General features: G+C 69.1%; 16 protein-coding genes and 1 pseudogene. 9 read left to right on the top strand and 8 right to left on the bottom strand.

The annotated features are described in order from the left end of the window. Nucleotides 1–55: 55 nt before the first annotated feature. Both EAO75_RS10780 and EAO75_RS10775 read left to right on the top strand, forming a co-directional pair. Entirely contained in the window at nt 56–1,831 is a 1,776-nt protein-coding gene (locus EAO75_RS10780) for an AIPR family protein (RefSeq protein WP_147994837.1), read from the top strand. A 301-nt stretch (nt 1,832–2,132) separates the two neighbouring features. After that, a complete protein-coding gene (locus tag EAO75_RS10775) occupies nt 2,133–3,167 on the top strand; it encodes a protein NO VEIN domain-containing protein (protein ID WP_147994836.1) in 1,035 nt (344 codons plus the stop codon). 15 nt (nt 3,168–3,182) lie between these two features. On the opposite strand, the gene EAO75_RS45720 is transcribed toward EAO75_RS10775, so the two are convergent. The 4 genes and pseudogenes from EAO75_RS45720 to EAO75_RS10760 all read right to left on the bottom strand — a co-directional run bounded on the left by EAO75_RS45720 (nt 3,183) and on the right by EAO75_RS10760 (nt 6,239). Then, complete coding sequence (locus tag EAO75_RS45720; RefSeq protein WP_166681609.1) at nt 3,183–3,356, bottom strand: hypothetical protein; 174 nt, start codon at nt 3,354–3,356, stop codon at nt 3,183–3,185. Nucleotides 3,357–3,814: 458 nt separating this feature from the next. After that, nucleotides 3,815–4,555 (bottom strand): annotated as a pseudogene (locus tag EAO75_RS10770) (LacI family DNA-binding transcriptional regulator); the annotation flags it as partial. A gap of 134 nt (nt 4,556–4,689) precedes the next feature. Beyond that, entirely contained in the window at nt 4,690–5,205 is a 516-nt protein-coding gene (locus EAO75_RS47180) for a TSUP family transporter (RefSeq protein WP_147995239.1), read from the bottom strand. Then, nucleotides 5,202–6,239, bottom strand: coding sequence for a permease (locus EAO75_RS10760; RefSeq protein ID WP_187284385.1), 1,038 nt, complete (start codon nt 6,237–6,239; stop codon nt 5,202–5,204). The genes EAO75_RS47180 and EAO75_RS10760 overlap by 4 nt, the downstream gene beginning before the upstream one ends. 182 nt (nt 6,240–6,421) lie before the next feature. Here EAO75_RS10760 and EAO75_RS10755 point away from each other — a divergent pair, with 182 nt between their 5' ends. The 6 genes from EAO75_RS10755 (at nt 6,422) to EAO75_RS45705 (ending at nt 12,744) form a co-directional block, all read left to right on the top strand. Next, complete coding sequence (locus EAO75_RS10755) at nt 6,422–8,344, top strand: NAD-binding protein (protein WP_147994835.1); 1,923 nt, start codon at nt 6,422–6,424, stop codon at nt 8,342–8,344. 10 nt (nt 8,345–8,354) lie between these two features. Further along, a complete protein-coding gene (locus EAO75_RS10750; RefSeq protein WP_222723938.1) occupies nt 8,355–8,609 on the top strand; it encodes an anti-sigma factor family protein in 255 nt (84 codons plus the stop codon). 133 nt (nt 8,610–8,742) lie between these two features. Further along, nucleotides 8,743–9,414 (top strand): RNA polymerase sigma factor, encoded by a 672-nt coding sequence (locus EAO75_RS10745; RefSeq protein ID WP_147994834.1) that lies wholly within the window; start codon nt 8,743–8,745, stop codon nt 9,412–9,414. Beyond that, a complete protein-coding gene (locus EAO75_RS10740; protein WP_147994833.1) occupies nt 9,411–9,641 on the top strand; it encodes an anti-sigma factor family protein in 231 nt (76 codons plus the stop codon). The genes EAO75_RS10745 and EAO75_RS10740 overlap by 4 nt, the downstream gene beginning before the upstream one ends. A gap of 96 nt (nt 9,642–9,737) precedes the next feature. After that, on the top strand, nt 9,738–11,408 hold the full coding sequence (locus tag EAO75_RS10735; RefSeq protein ID WP_147994832.1) for an NAD(P)/FAD-dependent oxidoreductase: 1,671 nt from the start codon (nt 9,738–9,740) through the stop codon (nt 11,406–11,408). Further along, nucleotides 11,401–12,744 carry a hypothetical protein gene (locus EAO75_RS45705; RefSeq protein ID WP_187284384.1) on the top strand — a complete coding sequence of 448 codons (1,344 nt, stop codon included), beginning with the start codon at nt 11,401–11,403 and terminating at the stop codon, nt 12,742–12,744. The genes EAO75_RS10735 and EAO75_RS45705 overlap by 8 nt, the downstream gene beginning before the upstream one ends. A 101-nt stretch (nt 12,745–12,845) precedes the next feature. On the opposite strand, the gene EAO75_RS10725 is transcribed toward EAO75_RS45705, so the two are convergent. From EAO75_RS10725 to EAO75_RS10710, 4 genes are all read right to left on the bottom strand, one after another. Then, nucleotides 12,846–13,352 carry a DM13 domain-containing protein gene (locus EAO75_RS10725; protein ID WP_147994831.1) on the bottom strand — a complete coding sequence of 169 codons (507 nt, stop codon included), beginning with the start codon at nt 13,350–13,352 and terminating at the stop codon, nt 12,846–12,848. Between the two features lie 116 nt (nt 13,353–13,468). Continuing rightward, nucleotides 13,469–14,326, bottom strand: a complete 858-nt coding sequence (locus EAO75_RS10720) for a hypothetical protein (RefSeq protein WP_147994830.1) — start codon at nt 14,324–14,326, stop codon at nt 13,469–13,471. A gap of 22 nt (nt 14,327–14,348) precedes the next feature. Next, the gene (locus tag EAO75_RS10715; RefSeq protein ID WP_147994829.1) at nt 14,349–15,050 is read right to left on the bottom strand and encodes a flavodoxin family protein; all 702 of its coding nucleotides are present in this window, start codon (nt 15,048–15,050) and stop codon (nt 14,349–14,351) included. Between the two features lie 156 nt (nt 15,051–15,206). Further along, the gene (locus EAO75_RS10710; protein WP_147994828.1) at nt 15,207–17,045 is read right to left on the bottom strand and encodes a prolyl oligopeptidase family serine peptidase; all 1,839 of its coding nucleotides are present in this window, start codon (nt 17,043–17,045) and stop codon (nt 15,207–15,209) included. A gap of 71 nt (nt 17,046–17,116) precedes the next feature. Here EAO75_RS10710 and EAO75_RS10705 point away from each other — a divergent pair, with 71 nt between their 5' ends. Further along, a complete protein-coding gene (locus EAO75_RS10705; RefSeq protein ID WP_187284383.1) occupies nt 17,117–17,944 on the top strand; it encodes a class I SAM-dependent methyltransferase in 828 nt (275 codons plus the stop codon). Nucleotides 17,945–17,952: the final 8 nt, after the last annotated feature.

Here is a 17,952-nt window from a genome sequence, read left to right as displayed (position 1 = left end):
TCACTGACTAACACGTGTGATGACGATCAGCGCTCGCGCTGGCTAGGGGGACGAAGTGCACACGCTCACGGGAAAGCGAGTGGCCAAGTTTGCACGAGACTTTGGCTTCGAGGGGAGCGAGGCGAAGCAGTTCGAGCTGTACGTCGCAGCCAACTACCTCTTCCCTTATGTACGGGACGATGTCGAGCAGATTGAGCGCGCTGTTCTCGGCGGTGGGACCGACGAGGGCATCGACATCGCTGCCGTCGTAGTCAACGGACAGTTCGTCTCGGAACCCTCAGAAATCGACGACCTTATCTCAGATCAGGCGTCCAATTCAGCGCGGGTAATCTTCATCCAGGCCAAGACAAGCGAGTCCTACGACTCTAAGCTCATCGCGAAGTTCCTCCACGGCGTCGAGGCCGTGACAAAGTACGCGATTAAGGCGAATAGCGTCAAGCTTCCTCCGGCTCTGGTTGACCTGGCTGCTTTGATCGATCGGATCGCAGAGAACGGTGACAAGTTTCAAGACACGCGAATCCCGTGCGAACTCTTCTACGTCACCACCAGCAGTAATGACGGGAAGAGCGCACAGCAAGAACTTCAGGTCACAGAAGCGATCGATCGCATTCGAGCCCAGGGCATTTATTCAGAACCTCTGCACCTCAACACTCATGGCCACGATGCACTAGCTGCAAAGCTGAAAGAGCGTCACGGACCACAGAACATTCAGTTCAACTTTGAAAAGCGGCAGACCATCCCTGCGACTGAGCGGGTGAGTGAGGCTTACATCGGTCTCTTGTCCGGCAGGGAGGTGATGAAGCTGCTGACGGATGAAACTGGCTCCGTACGACCAGGGATCTTCGACGACAATGTGCGTCTCGATCTCGGTAGCCACAACCCGGTGAATATCCGGATCACGAGAACCCTTCAGAGCGACGACCGCGAGCACTTTCCCTTCCTCAACAACGGGCTCACGATCATTGCGACATCTCTCCGAGGGTCGGGTGACAGATTCTTCATCTCCGGGTATCAGATCGTAAATGGCGGGCAGACGAGTCACCAGCTCGTTAGGTGGGCGGCAAGCGAAGAGGTTAAGGCCAAGCCGGCCCTACTCTCTGACCTTTGGATCCCGGTGAAGATCGTCAGCTCAGGCGACGCTGGGGTGCGAACGAACGTGGCGATCGCTACTAACCTGCAAACTCCCATCGGCTCAACTGACATTCAGGCGAGTTCCCAGATGGCGAAAGACGTGGAAGAGTTTTTCAACCAGTCGGGCGTGAACGGCCTACGGTATCTTCGGCAGAACCAGCATGCGTCTCTTGATTTCCCGAGGACTCGCGTTGTCACGACTCCCGAACTCAACCGAGCGGTCGCTGCAACACTGTTCGGTGATTCTTTCCGAGCGATCGGTGCTCCGAAGGAGCTAGAGGTTGAGGGTTCGTTCGTTTGGGGTGAATACTCCGTTGAGGCTTACTACTACGCGGCCTGGATTTTGTATCGGGTAGACAGATTCTTCGCCCGAACACCCGACTCGACCACTCTCAAAGCCGCGAAGTATCACATCGCGATGATGGTGTCCGCTCTGATCACGCCGGAACTTGTACCTATCTTCGAAACCTCTGATACAGAGGCAGCAAAACAGCGGCTGAGGGGCGCCAAGAAGGTGAGGTTCAAGATTTCGGACTCGGAGAGGATTGAAGGAGCGATCACTACTGCAGTCCAGCTTGCCACCGAGCAGTTTCAGTCTGTCTTGAACGAGGGCAGGAGTTTGCGCAAGGACGATGTGCGCAGCCGTCGTCACCAGGAGGCTCTGCTGCAAAAGGCCAAGGAGTCGAGCGCCGACATCTGATGCTCGCCGTGTTTCCGGAGTGCCTAGAACACCGAGTGCCCCCATGTATCCCCCAGAGGGACGTATCGCGGGAGGATTTGCTGTTCAGAGCGTGTGTGACCAGCCCGCTGTAAATGTGTCGGTTCCTGATCCGCTCCATGCGTAAGGTGAGCAACCGTCACAAAGCCACCGTGACGCCGATCACTACCGATGCCTGTCATCGGGGCATAGCTGCAGGGGTGGAAGGGTGCGTTCGGCTCTGGGGCAGCGGTTGTCCCTGGCATGATCGGCAGCCAGCCAAGTCGATAGTCGGGGTGGGGGCATGCCTGTAAACCGGTGGTGGAGACGAGATCCGAGCGAACGCTACTGGCTGGAGATCACAAACCGCGACGACATCGGCACCAATCTGCTTGCGCCGCAAGTCAACGACCAGGGTGTGGAGTACTGGTCGTATGCCCTCGTCCGTGAGGTACGGCCTGGCGACCTGGTCCTGCACTGGGACAAGAACCACGGGCCCGGCGTCGTTGGCTACTCCCACGTGCTGGGCGAGCCGTTCGCATCCACCATCACGTGGCAGAGCCGGGGTACGTACGGCCGCCAAAGGAATGCGTCGGGGCCGGAGGCCGCCTGGCAGGCGCCGCTGGGCGGGTACCGGCATTTGAAGCAGCCGGTCACACAGGCACGTCTGCGGGAGATCGAATCTCGCATCCGGTCGCTGCGCGACCACCTCACGGAGTCAGTCGAAGGCCCGGTCTACTTTCCCTTCGCCTTGTCCGAGACCCGGCCTCTTCGAGCAGCGCAGGGCTATCTCACCAAACTGCCAAGGGCGTTGGTGGAGGAGCTTCCTGAGCTGCTGGAGCTGCGCCAAACAGCGATCTCTGAACCTCATGAACCGGAAGTACCTGACCGTTCTCCCACGTCCCGGTCCAAGCCGGCAGCGTCCAGCGGGTACGGGCGCCAGCAAGACGCCCGGCGGCGACGAGCCGTAGAACGGTACGCGATGAATCTGGTGCTCGATCACTACCGATCGCTGGGCTATGAAGCGGAGGACGTGGGTGACCGCTCACCATGGGACATCACCGTCCGAAGAGACGGAACTGAGACGCACATTGAAGTGAAAGGCAGCACTACCAGTCGCGAGGCAATCGATCTCACGGAAGGCGAGGTCCGACATGCTGAAGGTGTCGGCACCCACCTGATAGTGATAGATCAGATTGATCTTGACGACAACCTACGCTGTCATGGCGGGCGTTGGCGCATGTGGGCTGACTGGAAGCCGAAGCGTGAGGAGCTTGTGGCTACCGCCTACCGCTACCCCCTGCCGGAGGGTGGACGGGCAGAACGCCCGCACCGGTAGCAGTCCTGCCTACCATCAGAAGAGTGTGGCGGCCGGTTCAGGGTGCTCGCTGGTCCCAGGCAGGGCGTCTTGCCAGACCAGCGCATCCGCCAGGGCCATGTGCTGCATGCTGCCTTCGCACAGGATGAGTGAGCGCCGGTCTTTCTTGTGATCATGGATTGTGCCGTAGCCGAGCCGTCGTGTCGGCATGAGGGCCACTGAGCGGCCGCATATCGGGCATTGGGCTCTGGGTGCACGCATACGGCCAGTGTGCCGCAGGGGGCTGACAAGACTGCCTCGCTCTGTGTGTTAATGCCCGGCAGGCGGCCGCGCTGGCCACCCGCCTGCCAGTCAGGAATCCACAGCGCAGCCTGCTCGCACCGCCGTGGAGAAATCCTGGAGACGATCTTGAGGCAGCGCCCCCGAAGCACCAACGAAGACCGACGCACCCCAACGCTCTGACCTGCACCTTTGACACAATCTCCAGGTCGGCGATCTTCCAGAGCCTAATTCGGGACGAAGAGGTCGTGGGTTCAAATCCCGCCACCCCGACAGCTGAAACACCAGGTCAGGGCCGGTTTCCTTTCACAGGAAACCGGCCCTGACTCGTTCCCCGGGGTCCCTGGGGAGTGAATGGGGAGTGGATCAAGGAAATTGACTCTCCAACGTCACTCCTGACGCGCTCTCAGCAGCGCATCGAGCGCGCGCACCGGTGACCGCGGGTGCATGGCGGACCGTGCCGCCAACGCCTCCTCCCACTGCTCGGTCAGTTCGTCCATGAGCCGGTTCCTCATCCGCGCTGTGATGTGCGAGTAGCGGGCTTGCACTGAGCCATCCTCGTGTCCCATCCGTTCATCCATGAGTTTGGGTGGGGTCCCGAGCTCCTCCATGACTGTCTTATGGGAGTGCCTGAGCCCGTGCGGAGTGAGACCCCTTGCGATCGGCAGCCAGCACGCGTCGGCACGGCCCGAGGCATTCCGGCCCCGCGCCGGCACCCCTGGCCAGGGGTACGCCATCACGGGTACGGGGTGCGCCTCCTGCGGGGCCTTCTTCGGGTACCACCCCGTCGTGGCCGGATGGAACAGCCAGGTCGCGAAACCGGTACGGCGCCAGTGCGCGGCCGTCTCTCCCGTCTGGCCCGCACGGACGTAGCCGAGTTCCGCGATGGCTGTCTCCACCTTGATCCGTGTTCGCTCCGCGACCATGTCCGGACGGTTCAGCACGTTCGAGACCGTCGCCGCAGAGACCTCGGCGCGGCGGGCGACGTCGATCAACTTTGCACCGACGTGCCGGGCAGCGCCGTTGGCGGGACCGTGGCCACGGAACACCTAGGCATGCTCGTGGCACGGGCAGGGTGCCGACTCGGTCCGGGCGATATGGCCTGCGACCAAGGCAGACAGCCACTTCGGCGTGTCGACACTAGGCCTGTCTGGCCCTAGTAGGCGACCACGACAACTGTTGTCCTGTGCCARCGAASGTTGAGCGTGCGCCACCGATGTTTGACGACTGATCGCTCCGTGACAGCGAAGGTTGATCGAGCAGATCAGCGCAGTGCGTTGATCGCGTAGACGGCGCCAAGTGCGGAGGCCAGGGTGCCGAGGAGGAGGCGGAGGAAGGTCTCGGGCAGGTGCGGCTGGAGGCGGGCGCCGAGGTAGCCGCCGACGAGGCCGCCGAGGCCACAGGCCAGGCCGAGGAACCAGTCGGGGGCGATGCTGCCGCTGTGGGCCAGGGACAGCAGGGCGTGGCCCGCGTAGTCGACCACGCTCAGGGGCAGCGGGTCGACCAGGATCAGGGCGAGCAGGGGGAGGACGAGGAGCCAGGCGACGCGGGGTTCGTGGTGGGTGTGGCCCTCGTCCGCATCGCGGCCCTTGTGCCTGCGTGCCCGCCCCCACTCGTACCAGACCGTCGCGATCGCGGCCGCGACCAGCACCGCGCCCGCCGCCAGCACCAGCGGACGCAGGCCCTGCTTGACGTAGCGCAGATACAGGTCGGTGGTGCCCGCGTGCAGCAGGGACGCGCCCAGCAGGAACAGGACGGCCGACTGGGCCTGGCGGTTCACAGGATCACCCATCCGGTCAGCACCGACACGAGCACGGCCAGCGCGAAGGTGGCCGGGGCGAAGCGCAGGGCGAAGGCGCGGCCGAAGGTGCCCGCCTGCATCGCGAAGAGCTTGAGGTCGATCATCGGGCCCACGACGAGGAAGGTGAGCCGGGCCGTCAGCGAGAACTGCGACAGCGACGCCGCCACGAACGCGTCCGCCTCCGAGCAGATCGACAGCACCACGGCGAGGACGGCCAGGGCGAGCACCGCCAGTACGGGGTTGTCGGCAGCCGCGCGCAGCCAGCTCTCCGGCGCCACCGCCTTGAGGGTCGCCGCCGCCATCGCGCCGATCACCAGAAAGCCGCCCGCGTGCATCACGTCGTGCCGCACGGAGCCCCAGAACGCCTCGCCCCTGCTCTGGCCGTCGTGGGACGGACGGTCCGGCGGCTTCAGCCAGTCGGTGCGGCCCAGGCGCAGCCACAGCCAGCCCATCGCGCAGGCCACCAGCAGGCTCGCGACCAGGCGGGCGAGGACCATCTCCGGGTTGCCGGGGAAGGCCACGGCCGTCGCCGTCAGCACGATCGGGTTGATCGCCGGGGCGGACAGCAGGAACGCCAGCGCCGCGGCCGGGGTGACCCCGCGCCGGACCAGCGCCCCGGCGACCGGCACGGACGCGCACTCGCAGCCCGGCAGCACCGCGCCCGCCGCCGAGGCGACCGGGACGGCGAGGGCGGGGCGGGCGGGCAGGGCGCGGGCGAAGAAGGACGGCGGCACGAACACCGCGATGGCCGCCGAGAGCAGTACGCCGAGGACCAGGAAGGGCAGCGCCTGCACCATCACCGCGACGAACACCGTGGTCCAGCTCTGCATGACCGGCGCGGCCAGCGCGCCGCGGATCGGGCTCTGCAGCAGCACCAGCGCGATCATGAGGATGGTGAGCAGGAGGGGGGAGCTGAGGTGCCGGCCCTCCGCGTCCGGCTCGGCCGGTTCCCTCGGCTTCGCCGGTTCCCCGCGGTCGTCGGTCCGCTGCGGGACGGGCTTGGTGATCGCCACGGGCGAGGTACCTCCGGTGGTGCGGAAGGGCGCTGGTTTCCCTCCCCTCCAGTACGGCCTCGGGGGCGCGGGCGTTCAGCTCGGGAAGGGTCGCTTCTGGAACCACCCGTCACCTTGAGGCACTCTTTCCCCTTGTGGGGAGCGTTCCGAATCAGGGCTTAGCGAATGACACGGTCGCGCACATGGTCGTGTGCGGCGACGACGGGCTCGCGCACCGGCTGGCCGCCGAGTTGCGCGGGGTGTACGGCGAGCAGGTCACGCTCGTCGTGCCGCCGTCCGAACGCACGGAACGCCCACCGGTCGTGGGCCGGGCCCGGGCCGCGTCGGCGGCGCTGTTCGACCGGATGGTGACCGCCGCGGTGGGCCGTGCGGCCGGCGCACCCGGCGGCGGCAGCGAACCCGCCGGGAGCGTGCGGGTGGTGGAGGCCGCCGAGGCAAGCGAGACCAAGCTCGCCGAGGCGGGCGTGGAGCGGGCCGACGCCCTCGCCCTCGTCTATGACGACGACGAGACCAACATCCGCGCCGCCCTCACCGCCCGCCGCCTCAACCCCCGCCTCCGGCTCGTCCTGCGCCTGTACAACCGCCGGCTGGGCCAGCACATCGAGGAACTCCTCGACCAGGCAGCCACGTTGGCGACACCCGCGGGCGACGCGGCTCCCGACGACGCCTCCACGACCGTCCTGTCCGACGCCGACACCGCCGCCCCCGCACTGGCCGCGGCGGCGGTCGCCGGCACCACCAAGGTCGTCCAGGCGGACGGGCTGTTGCTGCGCGCGGTCGAGCGAGCGCCGCTGCGGCCGGGGCAGGCCCCGCCTTCCGGGCTGATCACGCTGGCCCTGCTGTCCCGCAACGACCCGGCCGGAGCGGACGGTTCCGAGGGCAACGGCGAGCACGGCCCGCTGCTGCTGCCGGACGCGGCGGCCGTGCGGGACGCTCAGAGCCGGGGGACGGTCGTCCTGGAGCAGGTGTCGTACGCGGGTACGTCGATGCCGGCCGGCCGCGGCGGGCGAGGCGTCGTGCCGGCGTTCGGCTCGCTGTTCTCCCGGCGCCTGAGGTGGTCGCTGGCAGGGATCGTCGGCTGTGTCGCGGCGCTGGCCGTGGCACTGACGGTGGTGACCGGCGAACACCCTCTCTACGCCACGTACATGACCCTGCTCGACCTCTTCGCCATCAACGAACCCGCGCTGCACCAGCCCCTGGCCCGCCAGATCCTCCAGCTCCTGTCCGGGCTGACCGGTCTGCTGCTCCTTCCGGTGCTGCTGGCGGCGGTGCTTGAGGCGCTGGGTACGTTCCGTTCCGCGTCCGCGCTGCGCAAGCCGCCGCGTGGCCTGGGCGGCCATGTGGTGCTGCTCGGGCTCGGCAAGATCGGCACCCGGGTGCTGACCCGGCTGCGCGAACTGAACATCCCCGTGGTGTGCGTCGAGGCCGACCCCGAGGCACGCGGGCTCGCGACGGCGCGGCGGCTGCGGGTGCCTGTGGTGCTCGGGGACGTCACCCAGGAGGGCGTCCTGGAGGCGGCGAAGGTCCATCGGTCGCACGCCCTCCTCGCGGTGACCAGCGCGGACACGACGAACCTCGAAGCCGCCCTGTACGCCCGCTCCGTCCGCCCCGACCTGCGCGTGGTCCTGCGCCTGTACGACGACGACTTCGCCACCGCCGTCTACCGCACCCTGCGCGCCGCACACCCCCAGGCGTCCACCCGGAGCCGGAGCGTGACGCATCTGGCCGCGCCCGCGTTCGCCGGGGCGATGATGGGGCGGCAGATCCTGGGCGCGATTCCCGTCGAGCGGCGGGTGCTGCTGTTCGCCGCGCTGGACGTGGCCGGGCATCCCCAGCTGGAGGACCGGACCGTCGGGGATGCCTTCCGGCCGGGTTCCTGGCGGGTGCTGGCCCTGGACCGGACGCCACCGGAGGAACGCCGGGAGGAACCGGCCGCCGAGGAGTCCTACGAGGAGACGCGGGCCGGCGACGGGGCGTCGGGGTGGGTGTGGGACCTGCCCGACGATTACGTCCTGCAGAAGGAGGACCGGGTCGTCCTGGCCGCCACCCGGCGGGGGTTGGCGGAGCTGCTGGGGAGGCGGTCGCGGGAGCGGGCGGGGGCGTAGCCTGGGAACGGTGGAGCGAGATCGGGCGGGTGTCATGAACTGCGATGAGTTCGTCGAGCTGGTGACCACCTTCCTCGACGGCGCCATGGACGAGCCGACCGAGCTGCGCTGCCTGGTGCATCTGACGGGGTGCGCCGACTGCGAGACCTACCTCGGCCAGTTCAGGCAGACCGTCACGGTCCTGGGCGCGCTGCCCGGCCCGCGCCTGTCCGACGGGGCGCGCGACCAACTGCTGGGTGCCTTCCGGGCCGTGCGGCGCGACTGACCGGCCCGCTGCCGCACGCTCCCCGGCCGTGCAGGTCCTTACCGGGACATGAACAAGCGGACCGCCCTACGGTCCCACCCGCTTCGCTGCCCTAGGCTGACCCCCTCAGTTGACCGTCGGCAAGGAGAGACGAATGGCGGGCGCACGCGAACTGCCCCCGGACGAAGTCCTCGTCCAGCGGCTGCGTGACGGTGACGAGGAGACGTTCGCCCTGGTGCTGGACACCTGGTCGGGCAGCATGCTCCGGCTGGCCATGTCGTTCGTGTCGACCAAGGACTCCGCGGAGGAGGCCGTCCAGGACACCTGGCTCGCGGTCATCAGGGGGATCGGCGACTTCGAGGGCCGTTCGTCCCTGAAGACGTGGGTGTACCGGATCCTGGTCAACACGTCCAAGGCGCGCGGCACCAAGGAGAGCAGGACGGTTCCCTTCGCGAGCCTGCTGCCGGAGGAGGAAGGGCCGACGGTGGACGCCGAGCGGTTCCGCGCCTCCGGCGACCCTTACGCCGGGCACTGGGCCGTCGGGCAGAAACCGCAGCCCTGGCACTTTCCCGAGGACCATGTGCTGCGCGGTGAGGTCCGCGAGATGATCACGGAGGCGATCGACGAACTGCCGCCCCGCCTGCGCACGGTGATCACACTGCGCGACGTCGCCGGGTACGGCTCGGAGGAAGTGTGCGCCCTGCTGGAGATCTCGCCCGGAAATCAACGCGTCCTCCTCCATCGGGCCAGGGCGTTGTTGCGCCGTAAACTGGAGGAGTACCTGTCCGGTGCCCATGACGTCGCAGGCGGGAGGGGTCGAGCGTGAACTGCAACGACTTCGTGGAGCTGGTGACCGAGTTCCTCGACGGCGCCCTGCCCGAAGCGGACGAGCGGCGCTTCATCGAGCACCTGTCGGAGTGCTCCGGGTGCGAGACCTACCTCGACCAGTTCCGTCAGACGATCGCCACCACGGGCGAACTGACCCCGGACGGCATCTCACCGGACGCCAGGCAGCAACTGCTCTCCGCGTTCCGGGACTTCCGCCGGAGTTGAGCCCGCATGCGGGACGTTGACGGCGGCTCGCCCGCTTTCGCGCCTTTGTGCCCGGAGGTCTTGTAACGCTCGCGCGGCGCGCCGCTCTGAACGTCCATGACTCTGCTCAGAAGACTCCTGTTCGGCATCGTCGCCGCACTGCCGGGCGGCGCGATCGTGGCGGCCGTGACGAACCCGCCGTGGCTGCCATGGGCCGCGCACACGGCGGTACTGGGAGCCGTGTTCGGCCTCCTCTTCGGCGAACGCCGACAGAGCAACGGCTCTGCCTTCTCCGTCGGTCTGCTCATCGGCCTGCTCGACTGGGTGACCTGGACACTGACCCTCGCCCCCGCGCTGGAGGGGAGGACGCCGTCATGGACGATCGCGGTGGCCGTGTCGCGCTTCCCCGAACTCGTCGGCGCCGCCCTGTTCGGCGCGATCACCGGGCTCGTTCTGCACGCCCTTTCGTCCTGGCGCCCGACCGGGCCGGCGCCTGTGCGGCCCACATCCCATGTGGTGATCGTCGGCGGCGGTTTCGGCGGCGTCGGGGCCGTCCGTGAACTGGACCGGCTGGTGGGCCGCGGGCTCGACGCCCATGTGACGCTGATCAGCGACTCGAACTTCCTGCTGTTCACGCCGCTGCTGGTCGGCGTCGCCTCCAGCACGGTGGAGGCCAGGCATGTGAGCGCCCCGGTGCGGGCCGGGCTGGAGAACGCCTCGTTCCTGCACGGGCGGGTGGTCTCCGTCGACGCGCAGACACGCAACGCCTATGTCTCCGCCGGCAAGGAGGGGACACTGCGCGTGCCGTACGACCATCTGGTCCTGGCGGTCGGGGCCGTACCGCACTTCTTCGACCTGCCGGGAGTGGGCGAGCACGCCTTCCCGATGAAGTCCGTCGAGGACGCCACCAGGCTGCGCGACCAGGTGCTGGGCGCGCTGGAGCGGGCCGACCTCGAACCGGACCCGGCCGAGCAGGCCAGGCTGCTGACGTTCGTGGTGGCGGGCGGCGGATTCGCCGGGACGGAGCTGGTGGCCGAACTGTTCGACCTGGTGCATGACGTGCTCCACCTCTATCCGCGGCTGCACGGGCTGCGGCCCCGATTCGTGATCGTGCACGCGGGTGAGCGGCTGCTGCCGGAGCTGTCGCCGAAGCTCGGCCTGTACGCGCAGCGCAAACTCGGCGGACGCGGCATCGAGTTCCGCCTCGGCGCGCGGGTGAGCCGGGCCACCGCCGAGGACATCACGCTCGACTCCGGGGAGACCATCCCCACCCGCACCCTGGCCTGGACGGCGGGCAATCGGCCCCATCCGCTGGTGGGGCAGATCATGCAGCCGCCGCTCGCCGTGGAACCCACCATGCAGGTTCCCGGCATGCCCGGTCTGTGGGCGCTGGGCGACTGCGCGAGGATCCCGGACCTCGGGGGCGGATTCCACCCGCCGACCGCGCAGCACGCGATCCGCGAGGGCAAGGCGGTCGCGAAGAACATCGCGGCGGTGCTGCGCGGACGCCGTCCCGTCCCGTTCCGCTTCGGCGGGCTCGGCGTACTGGTCTCGCTCGGGCACCGCACGGCGGCCGGTGAGATCGGCGGGCGCCAGGTCTCCGGTCTGTTCGCCTGGATCCTGTGGCGCTCGGTCTACCTGAGCAAGCTGCCCACGGTGGAGAAGCGGCTGCGCGTACWGGCCGACTGGACCCTCGACCTGGTCTTCCCCAGGGACATCGCCCTCTCGGGCGCCTCGACCGTCTCCACCGGCCCGACCGTTTCGTCGAAGGGTGATCGTCATGCGTAACGCCGGACTCGGAGCACTCGCCGGCCTCGTGGGAGGGCTGGTCTTCGGCGCGGTGATGGCGGAGATCGGGTATCTGCCCACCGTCGCGGCGATCGTCAGGACCGACTCGCCCGTCGTGGGCTTCGGCGTCCATCTGCTGATCGCGGCCGTCATCGGGGCCGTCTTCGGCGCCCTCGTGACGCGCCAGCGCGAGCTGCTGTTCTGGGGGCTCGCGTACGGCGTGCTGTGGTGGTTCCTCGGGCCGTTGACGCTTCTGCCGATCCTGCTGGGCAAGCCCGTGGCCTGGGACGTGGAGACGGCGCAGGCGCTGATCCCCAGCCTGTTCGGCCACCTCGCCTACGGAGCGGCCACGGCCGCCGTCCTCGCCCTGCTGGTGCACAGGGAACGGGAGTTCAGGCCCGGCCTCCTGGTGCGCGCGTCGGCCGCCGGGGTGCTCGTCTCCCCGGTGCTCGGGCTCGGCTGGAAGGGGCTGCTCGTCGGGGTGCTGGTCGGTGCCTCGTACGCGGTGTGCTTCGGTGATCCCCGCGAGGGCTCCGGCCCGGCCCTGATCCGCGGCGCCGCCTTCGGCTTCGCGTGGTGGGTGCTCGCTGCGGTCACGATCGCGCCGCTGCTGGACGGCGACGGGCTTCGGTGGACGCCGGCCGCGGTGCGCACCGCCGTGGCGTCGCTGCCCGGCCACCTGTTGCTCGGCGCCGGTACGGCCCTCGTCACCGGCTGGCTCGGCGGCCTGTCGCGGGCGGTGTTCTCCGACGACGTACGGCACGCCCTGGAGGGACGCCTCGCCGGCGGGCGGGTGATCTCGATCTGGCACGGCGTCGTCGCCGGGCTGGCGGGCGGCGTGATCTTCACCGGTGTCATGGTCGCCGTGGGCTACCTGCCGGTCGTCGCGGCCCTGGTCGGCTCCCGGTCCGCGGTCGTGGGCCTGGTCATCCATCTGCTGATCTCCCAGGTCGTCGGCGTCACCTACGCGGTCTTCTTCCGCCGGCGCAGCTTCGACCCGGCCTCGGGGATCGGCTGGGGCGTGTCCTACGGCTTCCTCTGGTGGGTTCTCGGCAACCTGACGCTGCTTCCCGTGCTGCTCGGGGCCGACCCCCGGTGGAGCGCCGCCGCGCTGGCCGTGTCCTTCCCGTCGCTGGTCGGCCACCTCGCCTACGGCGCCGTACTGGGCCTGGTGTACCAGCGCTTGGAGGAGCGGGTCGGGCCGTGGCACCTGACCCGCAGTGAGGCGACCGCGGCCCGCGCGGCCGCCCGTCACGAGCAGACGCTGAGTGCGGCCCCTGCACTGTGGAGCCTGATCACCTGCGTGGCGCTGCTCATCCCCGTCCTGGTGTCGTAGGAGGGTTTCCGAAACGCAGTGGGGCGGGTGGCCATGGCCACCCGCCCCACTGCTTTGCCGCTACTTCCGCTCCTGCCGCTTCACCGAGCGACCTGTTTGCGTCAGGCGCTCTGCTTCAGCTCGGCCGCGCCGAACGACACGCTGAAACGCTCACACCAGATCGTCACCGTCGAGAACTTGTTCAGGTCGGTGCCCGCCGGGATCGCGTAGTTCTGGTTGCCCTCGTTGCCCTTGAGGTCGCCCAGGTCGATGTGCTTGCCGTCGTCGAGGTTGCCGCCGCCGTCCTGCTCGACCGGCTGGTCGCTGAGCCACACGTGCAGGGCCGGGCCGTCGGAGGTGCGCAGGTCCGTCAGCCGCAGCGTCGCCTTCCCGCCGTCGAGGTCCAGGACCTGCACCGAGCCGCTGGTCTCGTGCTCGTGGGAGATGAAGGCGCCGGTCGCCGACGGCTCGGCCGCGGCTCCCGGCCGGGCGGGGGCCACGGGAGCCGCCTCGTCCACGCGCTCCGTGGTGAACAGCCGCCAGGGCTGGAAGAGGTAGAGCCCGACGGCTGCCGCGACGACGACCACCGCGGTGGTGATCCAGAGGACGGGGCGCTTGTTTCGGCACATGGGGAGTTCCGTTCTGTTCGGCGATGGCCTCGGCGTCATGGCCACATGGCATTCAGAGACGGGAAGAGCGGCGAACGTTACACACGAACGCCCGCCGCTCTTCCTCGCCTTCGGTGTCAGCAGTTCTCGGCAGGGTGCGGCTGCTCGGGTGCCGCGGTGTGCGTGGCCCTGGCGCGGCGCAGCTCGTCGGCCTCGTCGCGGACGGCGTCGAGCCTGACCTCGAGCATCCCGACCCGCTCGCGGTAGCGCTCCAACTCGGCCCGGACGAACACGGCGTCCGCCACCTGAGCGCCCGTCTCCTCACGGATCGCGGCGGTCTCCTCGGCGAACTTCTCCTTCGCGGCGTCGAGCGCGGTGACGGCCATCTCGGCCGCCTCCTCGGCGAGCGTGGCGCGTTCCTCGGCGGCCAGGATGCGCTGCGCGCAGGCGCGGGTGACCGTCTCGATCCGGGCCTCGGCCGCCGCGGAGTCGGTGATGATCGCCAACTCCTCTATGTAAGAGGGCAGTTCGGTGGCGAGCTGCTTGATCAGCGCGACGAGGTCGTCGCGTGACTGGGCGGCACGGTCACCGTCGGCCGTCGACGTGGCCGCCAGTGCCGCCATTTCGCTGTCCACGGCTTCCATGAGCGCCTGCTCGGAAGGCTCGGCGACGGGGGCCTGCGCGGGCTGCTCGGAGGCGGCGACGGGAACCGGTCCCGGCTGCTCGACGACGGGCCAGGCCTGCCCGGCGACCGGCGCCTCGGGCCCCCTCGCATCCTCCTTGGCCGCCTTCTTGGCCTCGGCCGCCACGCGCTTGTCCTCCTTGCGCTGCTGCCGCTTGGCGCGGAACTTCCGGAACGCGCCGAGTGCGTTGTGCTCGGGGTGCCCGCAGTAGCGCGACGCCGGTCCCTGCGCGTCCGGGGCGTGCGGCTCGGTCGGATTGGTGCAGCCCGGGTAGGCACAGGTGGGGACGGTTTCGGTGGTCTCAACAGTCATTTTTCGGCCTTTCGTTGCTGACTCAGCGATATTCCGGATTCTCGAAGTCGAACCGACACCCCGCGTCCCACCGCGACCGCTGGTTCCCGTGCGCCGGAATGCCGCCGGCGTCCTTGAGCAGCCGTGCCAGATGCAACAGGTTCCACGTCATGAAGGTGGTGTTCCTGTTGGTGAAGTCGTTGGTGGGTCCGCCGGAGCCCGGATCGAGATACGAGGGGCCTGGCCCGGCCTCTCCGATCCAGCCCGCGTCCGCCTGCGGCGGGATGGTGTATCCCAGGTGCTGCAGGCTGTACAGGACGTTCATGGCGCAGTGCTTGGCGCCGTCCTCGTTGCCGGTGATCAGACAGCCGCCCACCCGCCCGTAATAGGCGTACTGACCGGCGTCGTTGAGCAGGCCCGAGCAGGCGTAGAGGCGCTCGATGACCAGCTTGGCGACCGAGCTGTTGTCACCGAGCCAGATCGGGCCGGCGAGGACGAGGATGTCGGCGGCCATCACCTGCTGGTAGATCGACGGCCACGCGTCGCGCTCCCAGCCGTGCTCGGTCATGTCCGGCCACACACCGGTGGCGATCTCGTGGTCGATCGGCCGCAGGTGCTCGACCTGGACGCCCTGCTTCTCCATGATCCGCGAGCTGAGGTCGATCAGGCCCTGCGTGTGGCTGCGCTCCGGGCTTTTCTTCAGCGTGCAGTTGACGAACAGTGCACGCAGGTCGTCATGGCTCATACCTCTCAGTGCCGCCGGGCCGCCGAACGTTACAAGTCGGCTCGGCAGTTGCTTGCTCCGACGGCACCGAGGTCATGGGCGGTCGGCCCGCGATGGCCGAGAGGCGCATGCGCGGGCCGACGTCGAAAGGCTCAGCCCACTACGGGCGGGCGGGGTTCAGGAATCGCGCCGCCCCTTCAAGTGCCGCTCCGCGAAGTCCAGTTCCAGCCGGACCTGCTTGATCCGCTCGTCCACCACCAGCGATCCGTGCCCGGCGTCGTACCGGTACACCTCGTGCACCGCGCCGCGGGCCTGAAGACGCTTCACGTAGTTGTCGATCTGGCGGATCGGGCAGCGTGGGTCGTTCACACCCGCCGAGATGTAGACCGGGGTCGTGACGTCGTCGACGTACGTCAGCGGCGACGATGCCTCGTAGCGCTCCGGTACCTCCTCCGGGGTGCCGCCCAGGAGGGTGCGGTCCATGGCCTTCAGCGCCTCCATCTCGTCGTGGTACGCCGTGACGTAGTCGGCGACCGGGACCGCCGCGATGCCCACCGTCCACGCGTCCGGCTGGGCGCCGAGGCCGAGGAGGGTGAGGTAGCCGCCCCAGGAGCCGCCGGTCAGGATGAGACGGGCCGGGTCGGCCAGGCCCGATGTCACCGCCCATTGGCGGACCGCCGCGATGTCCTCCAGCTCGATCAGGCCGACCCGGTGCTTGAGGGCGTCGGTCCAGGCGCGGCCGTAGCCGGTCGAGCCGCGGTAGTTGACCCGCACCACCGCGTACCCGTGGTCGACCCAGGCCGCCGGGCCTGCCGCGAACGCGTCGCTGTCGTGCCAGGTCGGGCCGCCGTGGATGTCGAACACGGTGGGGAGCGGGCCCTCGGCGCCCGCGGGGCGCTGCACCAGCGCGTGGATGCGGCCGCCGGGGCCCTCCACCCACACGTCCTCGACGGCGACCGAGCCGGGGGACTTCATGCCGGGCGGGTCCAGGACGACCTGTCCGGTCGTCGAGCGCACCGCCGACGGCTCCGCCGCCGACGACCACAGGTACTCCACGCTGCCGTCCGGCCGGGCCGTCGCCCCCGACACCGAACCCGCCGGGGTCGGCACGCGCTCCAGCTCACGGCGGGCCAGGTCGTACCGGAACAGCTCGCTGCGCGCCTCGAAGCTGTGCACGATCAGCAGTCCGGTGCCGTCGGGATACCACTCCGCGCTCACATCGCCCGGCAGCTCCAGCGCGAGGTCCGACTCCTCCCCCGTCGCCACGTCCCACACCAGCGGCTCCCAGCGGCCACGCCGCTGATGCCCGATGAGCAGCCGGGTGTCCCCGTCCACCGGGGCGAAGCCCAGGACCTCCAGGCCCAGCTCCTCGCTGCCGCCCTTGGTGTCGTCGAGCTCGGCGACCGCCGAGCCGTCCGGGCGCAGGACGCGCAGGGCCGAGTGCATCGCGTCGCCGTGCTCGGTGTGCTCGACGGCGATCAGCGTGCCGTCGTGCGACAGGTCGCCGACGCCCGCGGACTCGCGGTGGCGGTAGATCTCCACCGGGGGCTCGCCGGTGCGGGCCAGGTGGACGGTCGTGCCGTCCTCGTCCGTCGAGCGGCCCACGATCGCCGTACGCCCGTCCCGGCCGAGGGCCAGGCCCGCCGGGTACGACGGGTCCAGGCCGGGTGCCGCGAGCTCGTCCTCGCCGCCGTCGAACCGCTGGCGGCGCCAGACGCCGAACTCGTCGCCGTCCTTGTCGTCGAACCACCAGATCCAGGCGCCGTCCGGGGAGAGCACGCCGTCCGTCGTGCCGTTCGGCCGGTCCGTCACCTGGCGCTGCTCGCCCGTCGAACGGTCCCAGGCATACAGCTCGTACGTCCCCGTGGCGTTCGACACGAACAAGGAGCGGTCCGGTGCGTCCTCCGCCCAGTCGGGCAGCGACACCCGCGGCGCCCGGAAGCGCTTCTCCCAGTCCGGCATGTCCTTGTCCTGCATCTGGCGATCCCGCGAATCGGACCCGTGGCTCTCAGTCATGGCCCCATAGTGCCTGGCCCGGACGACAAATTCGCTGGCGAGGTCCCCAGCCTGTGGATAACTTCGTGGCCATGTCCTCCACCACCCCCACGGACTGGAACGATGCCAACCGTGCCATGTGGGACGAACGCGTCCCGCTGCACGCCGTCGGCGCCTTCTACGACCTCGACGGCTTCCGTGCCGGCGCCGACCCCCTGCGCGACTTCGAGCTGGCGGAAGTGGGGGACGTCACGGGGCGCTCGCTGCTGCACCTGCAGTGCCACATGGGCCTGGACACCCTGTCCTGGACCCGGCACGGCGCCGCGCGCGTCGTGGGCCTGGACTTCTCCGCACCGGCGGTGGACACGGCCCGCTCACTCGCCGCCGACCTCGGCCTCGGACCCGACCGGGCCGCCTTCGTCACAGCCGATGTGTACGACGCGGCGGACGCGGTGCCCGACCCGTCCTACGACATCGTCTACACCGGCGGCGGCGCGCTGTGCTGGCTGCCCGACCTCACGCGCTGGGCCGAGACGGCGGCCTCGCTCGTAGCGCCGGGCGGGTTCCTCTACCTCGCCGAGTTCCATCCCCTCACCGAGGTCCTCGACGACGAGACGGGCTCCAGGGTGGTCCGCGACTACTTCGACCGCGACGCCCAGGTGTACGACATCCCGGGCACCTACGCCTCCGACAGCACCGACACCGTCAACAACCGCAGCGTCGAGTGGCAGCACCCGATCGGCGAGGTCGTGACCGCGCTCGCGGCGACGGGCCTGCGCATCGAGTTCCTGCACGAACACGACGTCTCACTGTTCCGCCGCTTCGAGACCTTCGAGGAGCGGGACGGCTACCACCGCTTTCCGGCGGACCGGCCGCGGATCCCGCTGATGTACTCGCTGAAGGCGAGCCGGCCGTACTGACCCCGCGG

Source organism: Streptomyces sp. UW30 (assembly GCF_008042075.1).
In the GTDB taxonomy this organism is placed as follows: Bacteria; Actinomycetota; Actinomycetes; order Streptomycetales; family Streptomycetaceae; genus Streptomyces.
Note: the sequence above shows the minus strand (reverse complement) of the source record. Positions and strands in the feature narration are given on the sequence as shown.

Bases quoted from the DNA above. Each gene is read 5' to 3' on its own strand.
- EAO75_RS10775 (WP_147994836.1), top strand. From the start codon at position 2,133: ATGCCTGTAAACCGGTGGTGGAGACGAGATCCGAGCGAACGCTACTGG.
- EAO75_RS45720 (WP_166681609.1), bottom strand. From the start codon at position 3,356: ATGCCGACACGACGGCTCGGCTACGGCACAATCCATGATCACAAGAAA.
- EAO75_RS10755 (WP_147994835.1), top strand. From the start codon at position 6,422: ATGGTCGTGTGCGGCGACGACGGGCTCGCGCACCGGCTGGCCGCCGAG.
- EAO75_RS10745 (WP_147994834.1), top strand. From the start codon at position 8,743: ATGGCGGGCGCACGCGAACTGCCCCCGGACGAAGTCCTCGTCCAGCGG.
- EAO75_RS45705 (WP_187284384.1), top strand. From the start codon at position 11,401: ATGCGTAACGCCGGACTCGGAGCACTCGCCGGCCTCGTGGGAGGGCTG.
- EAO75_RS10725 (WP_147994831.1), bottom strand. From the start codon at position 13,352: ATGTGCCGAAACAAGCGCCCCGTCCTCTGGATCACCACCGCGGTGGTC.
- EAO75_RS10720 (WP_147994830.1), bottom strand. From the start codon at position 14,326: ATGACTGTTGAGACCACCGAAACCGTCCCCACCTGTGCCTACCCGGGC.
- EAO75_RS10715 (WP_147994829.1), bottom strand. From the start codon at position 15,050: ATGAGCCATGACGACCTGCGTGCACTGTTCGTCAACTGCACGCTGAAG.
- EAO75_RS10710 (WP_147994828.1), bottom strand. From the start codon at position 17,045: ATGACTGAGAGCCACGGGTCCGATTCGCGGGATCGCCAGATGCAGGAC.
- EAO75_RS10705 (WP_187284383.1), top strand. From the start codon at position 17,117: ATGTCCTCCACCACCCCCACGGACTGGAACGATGCCAACCGTGCCATG.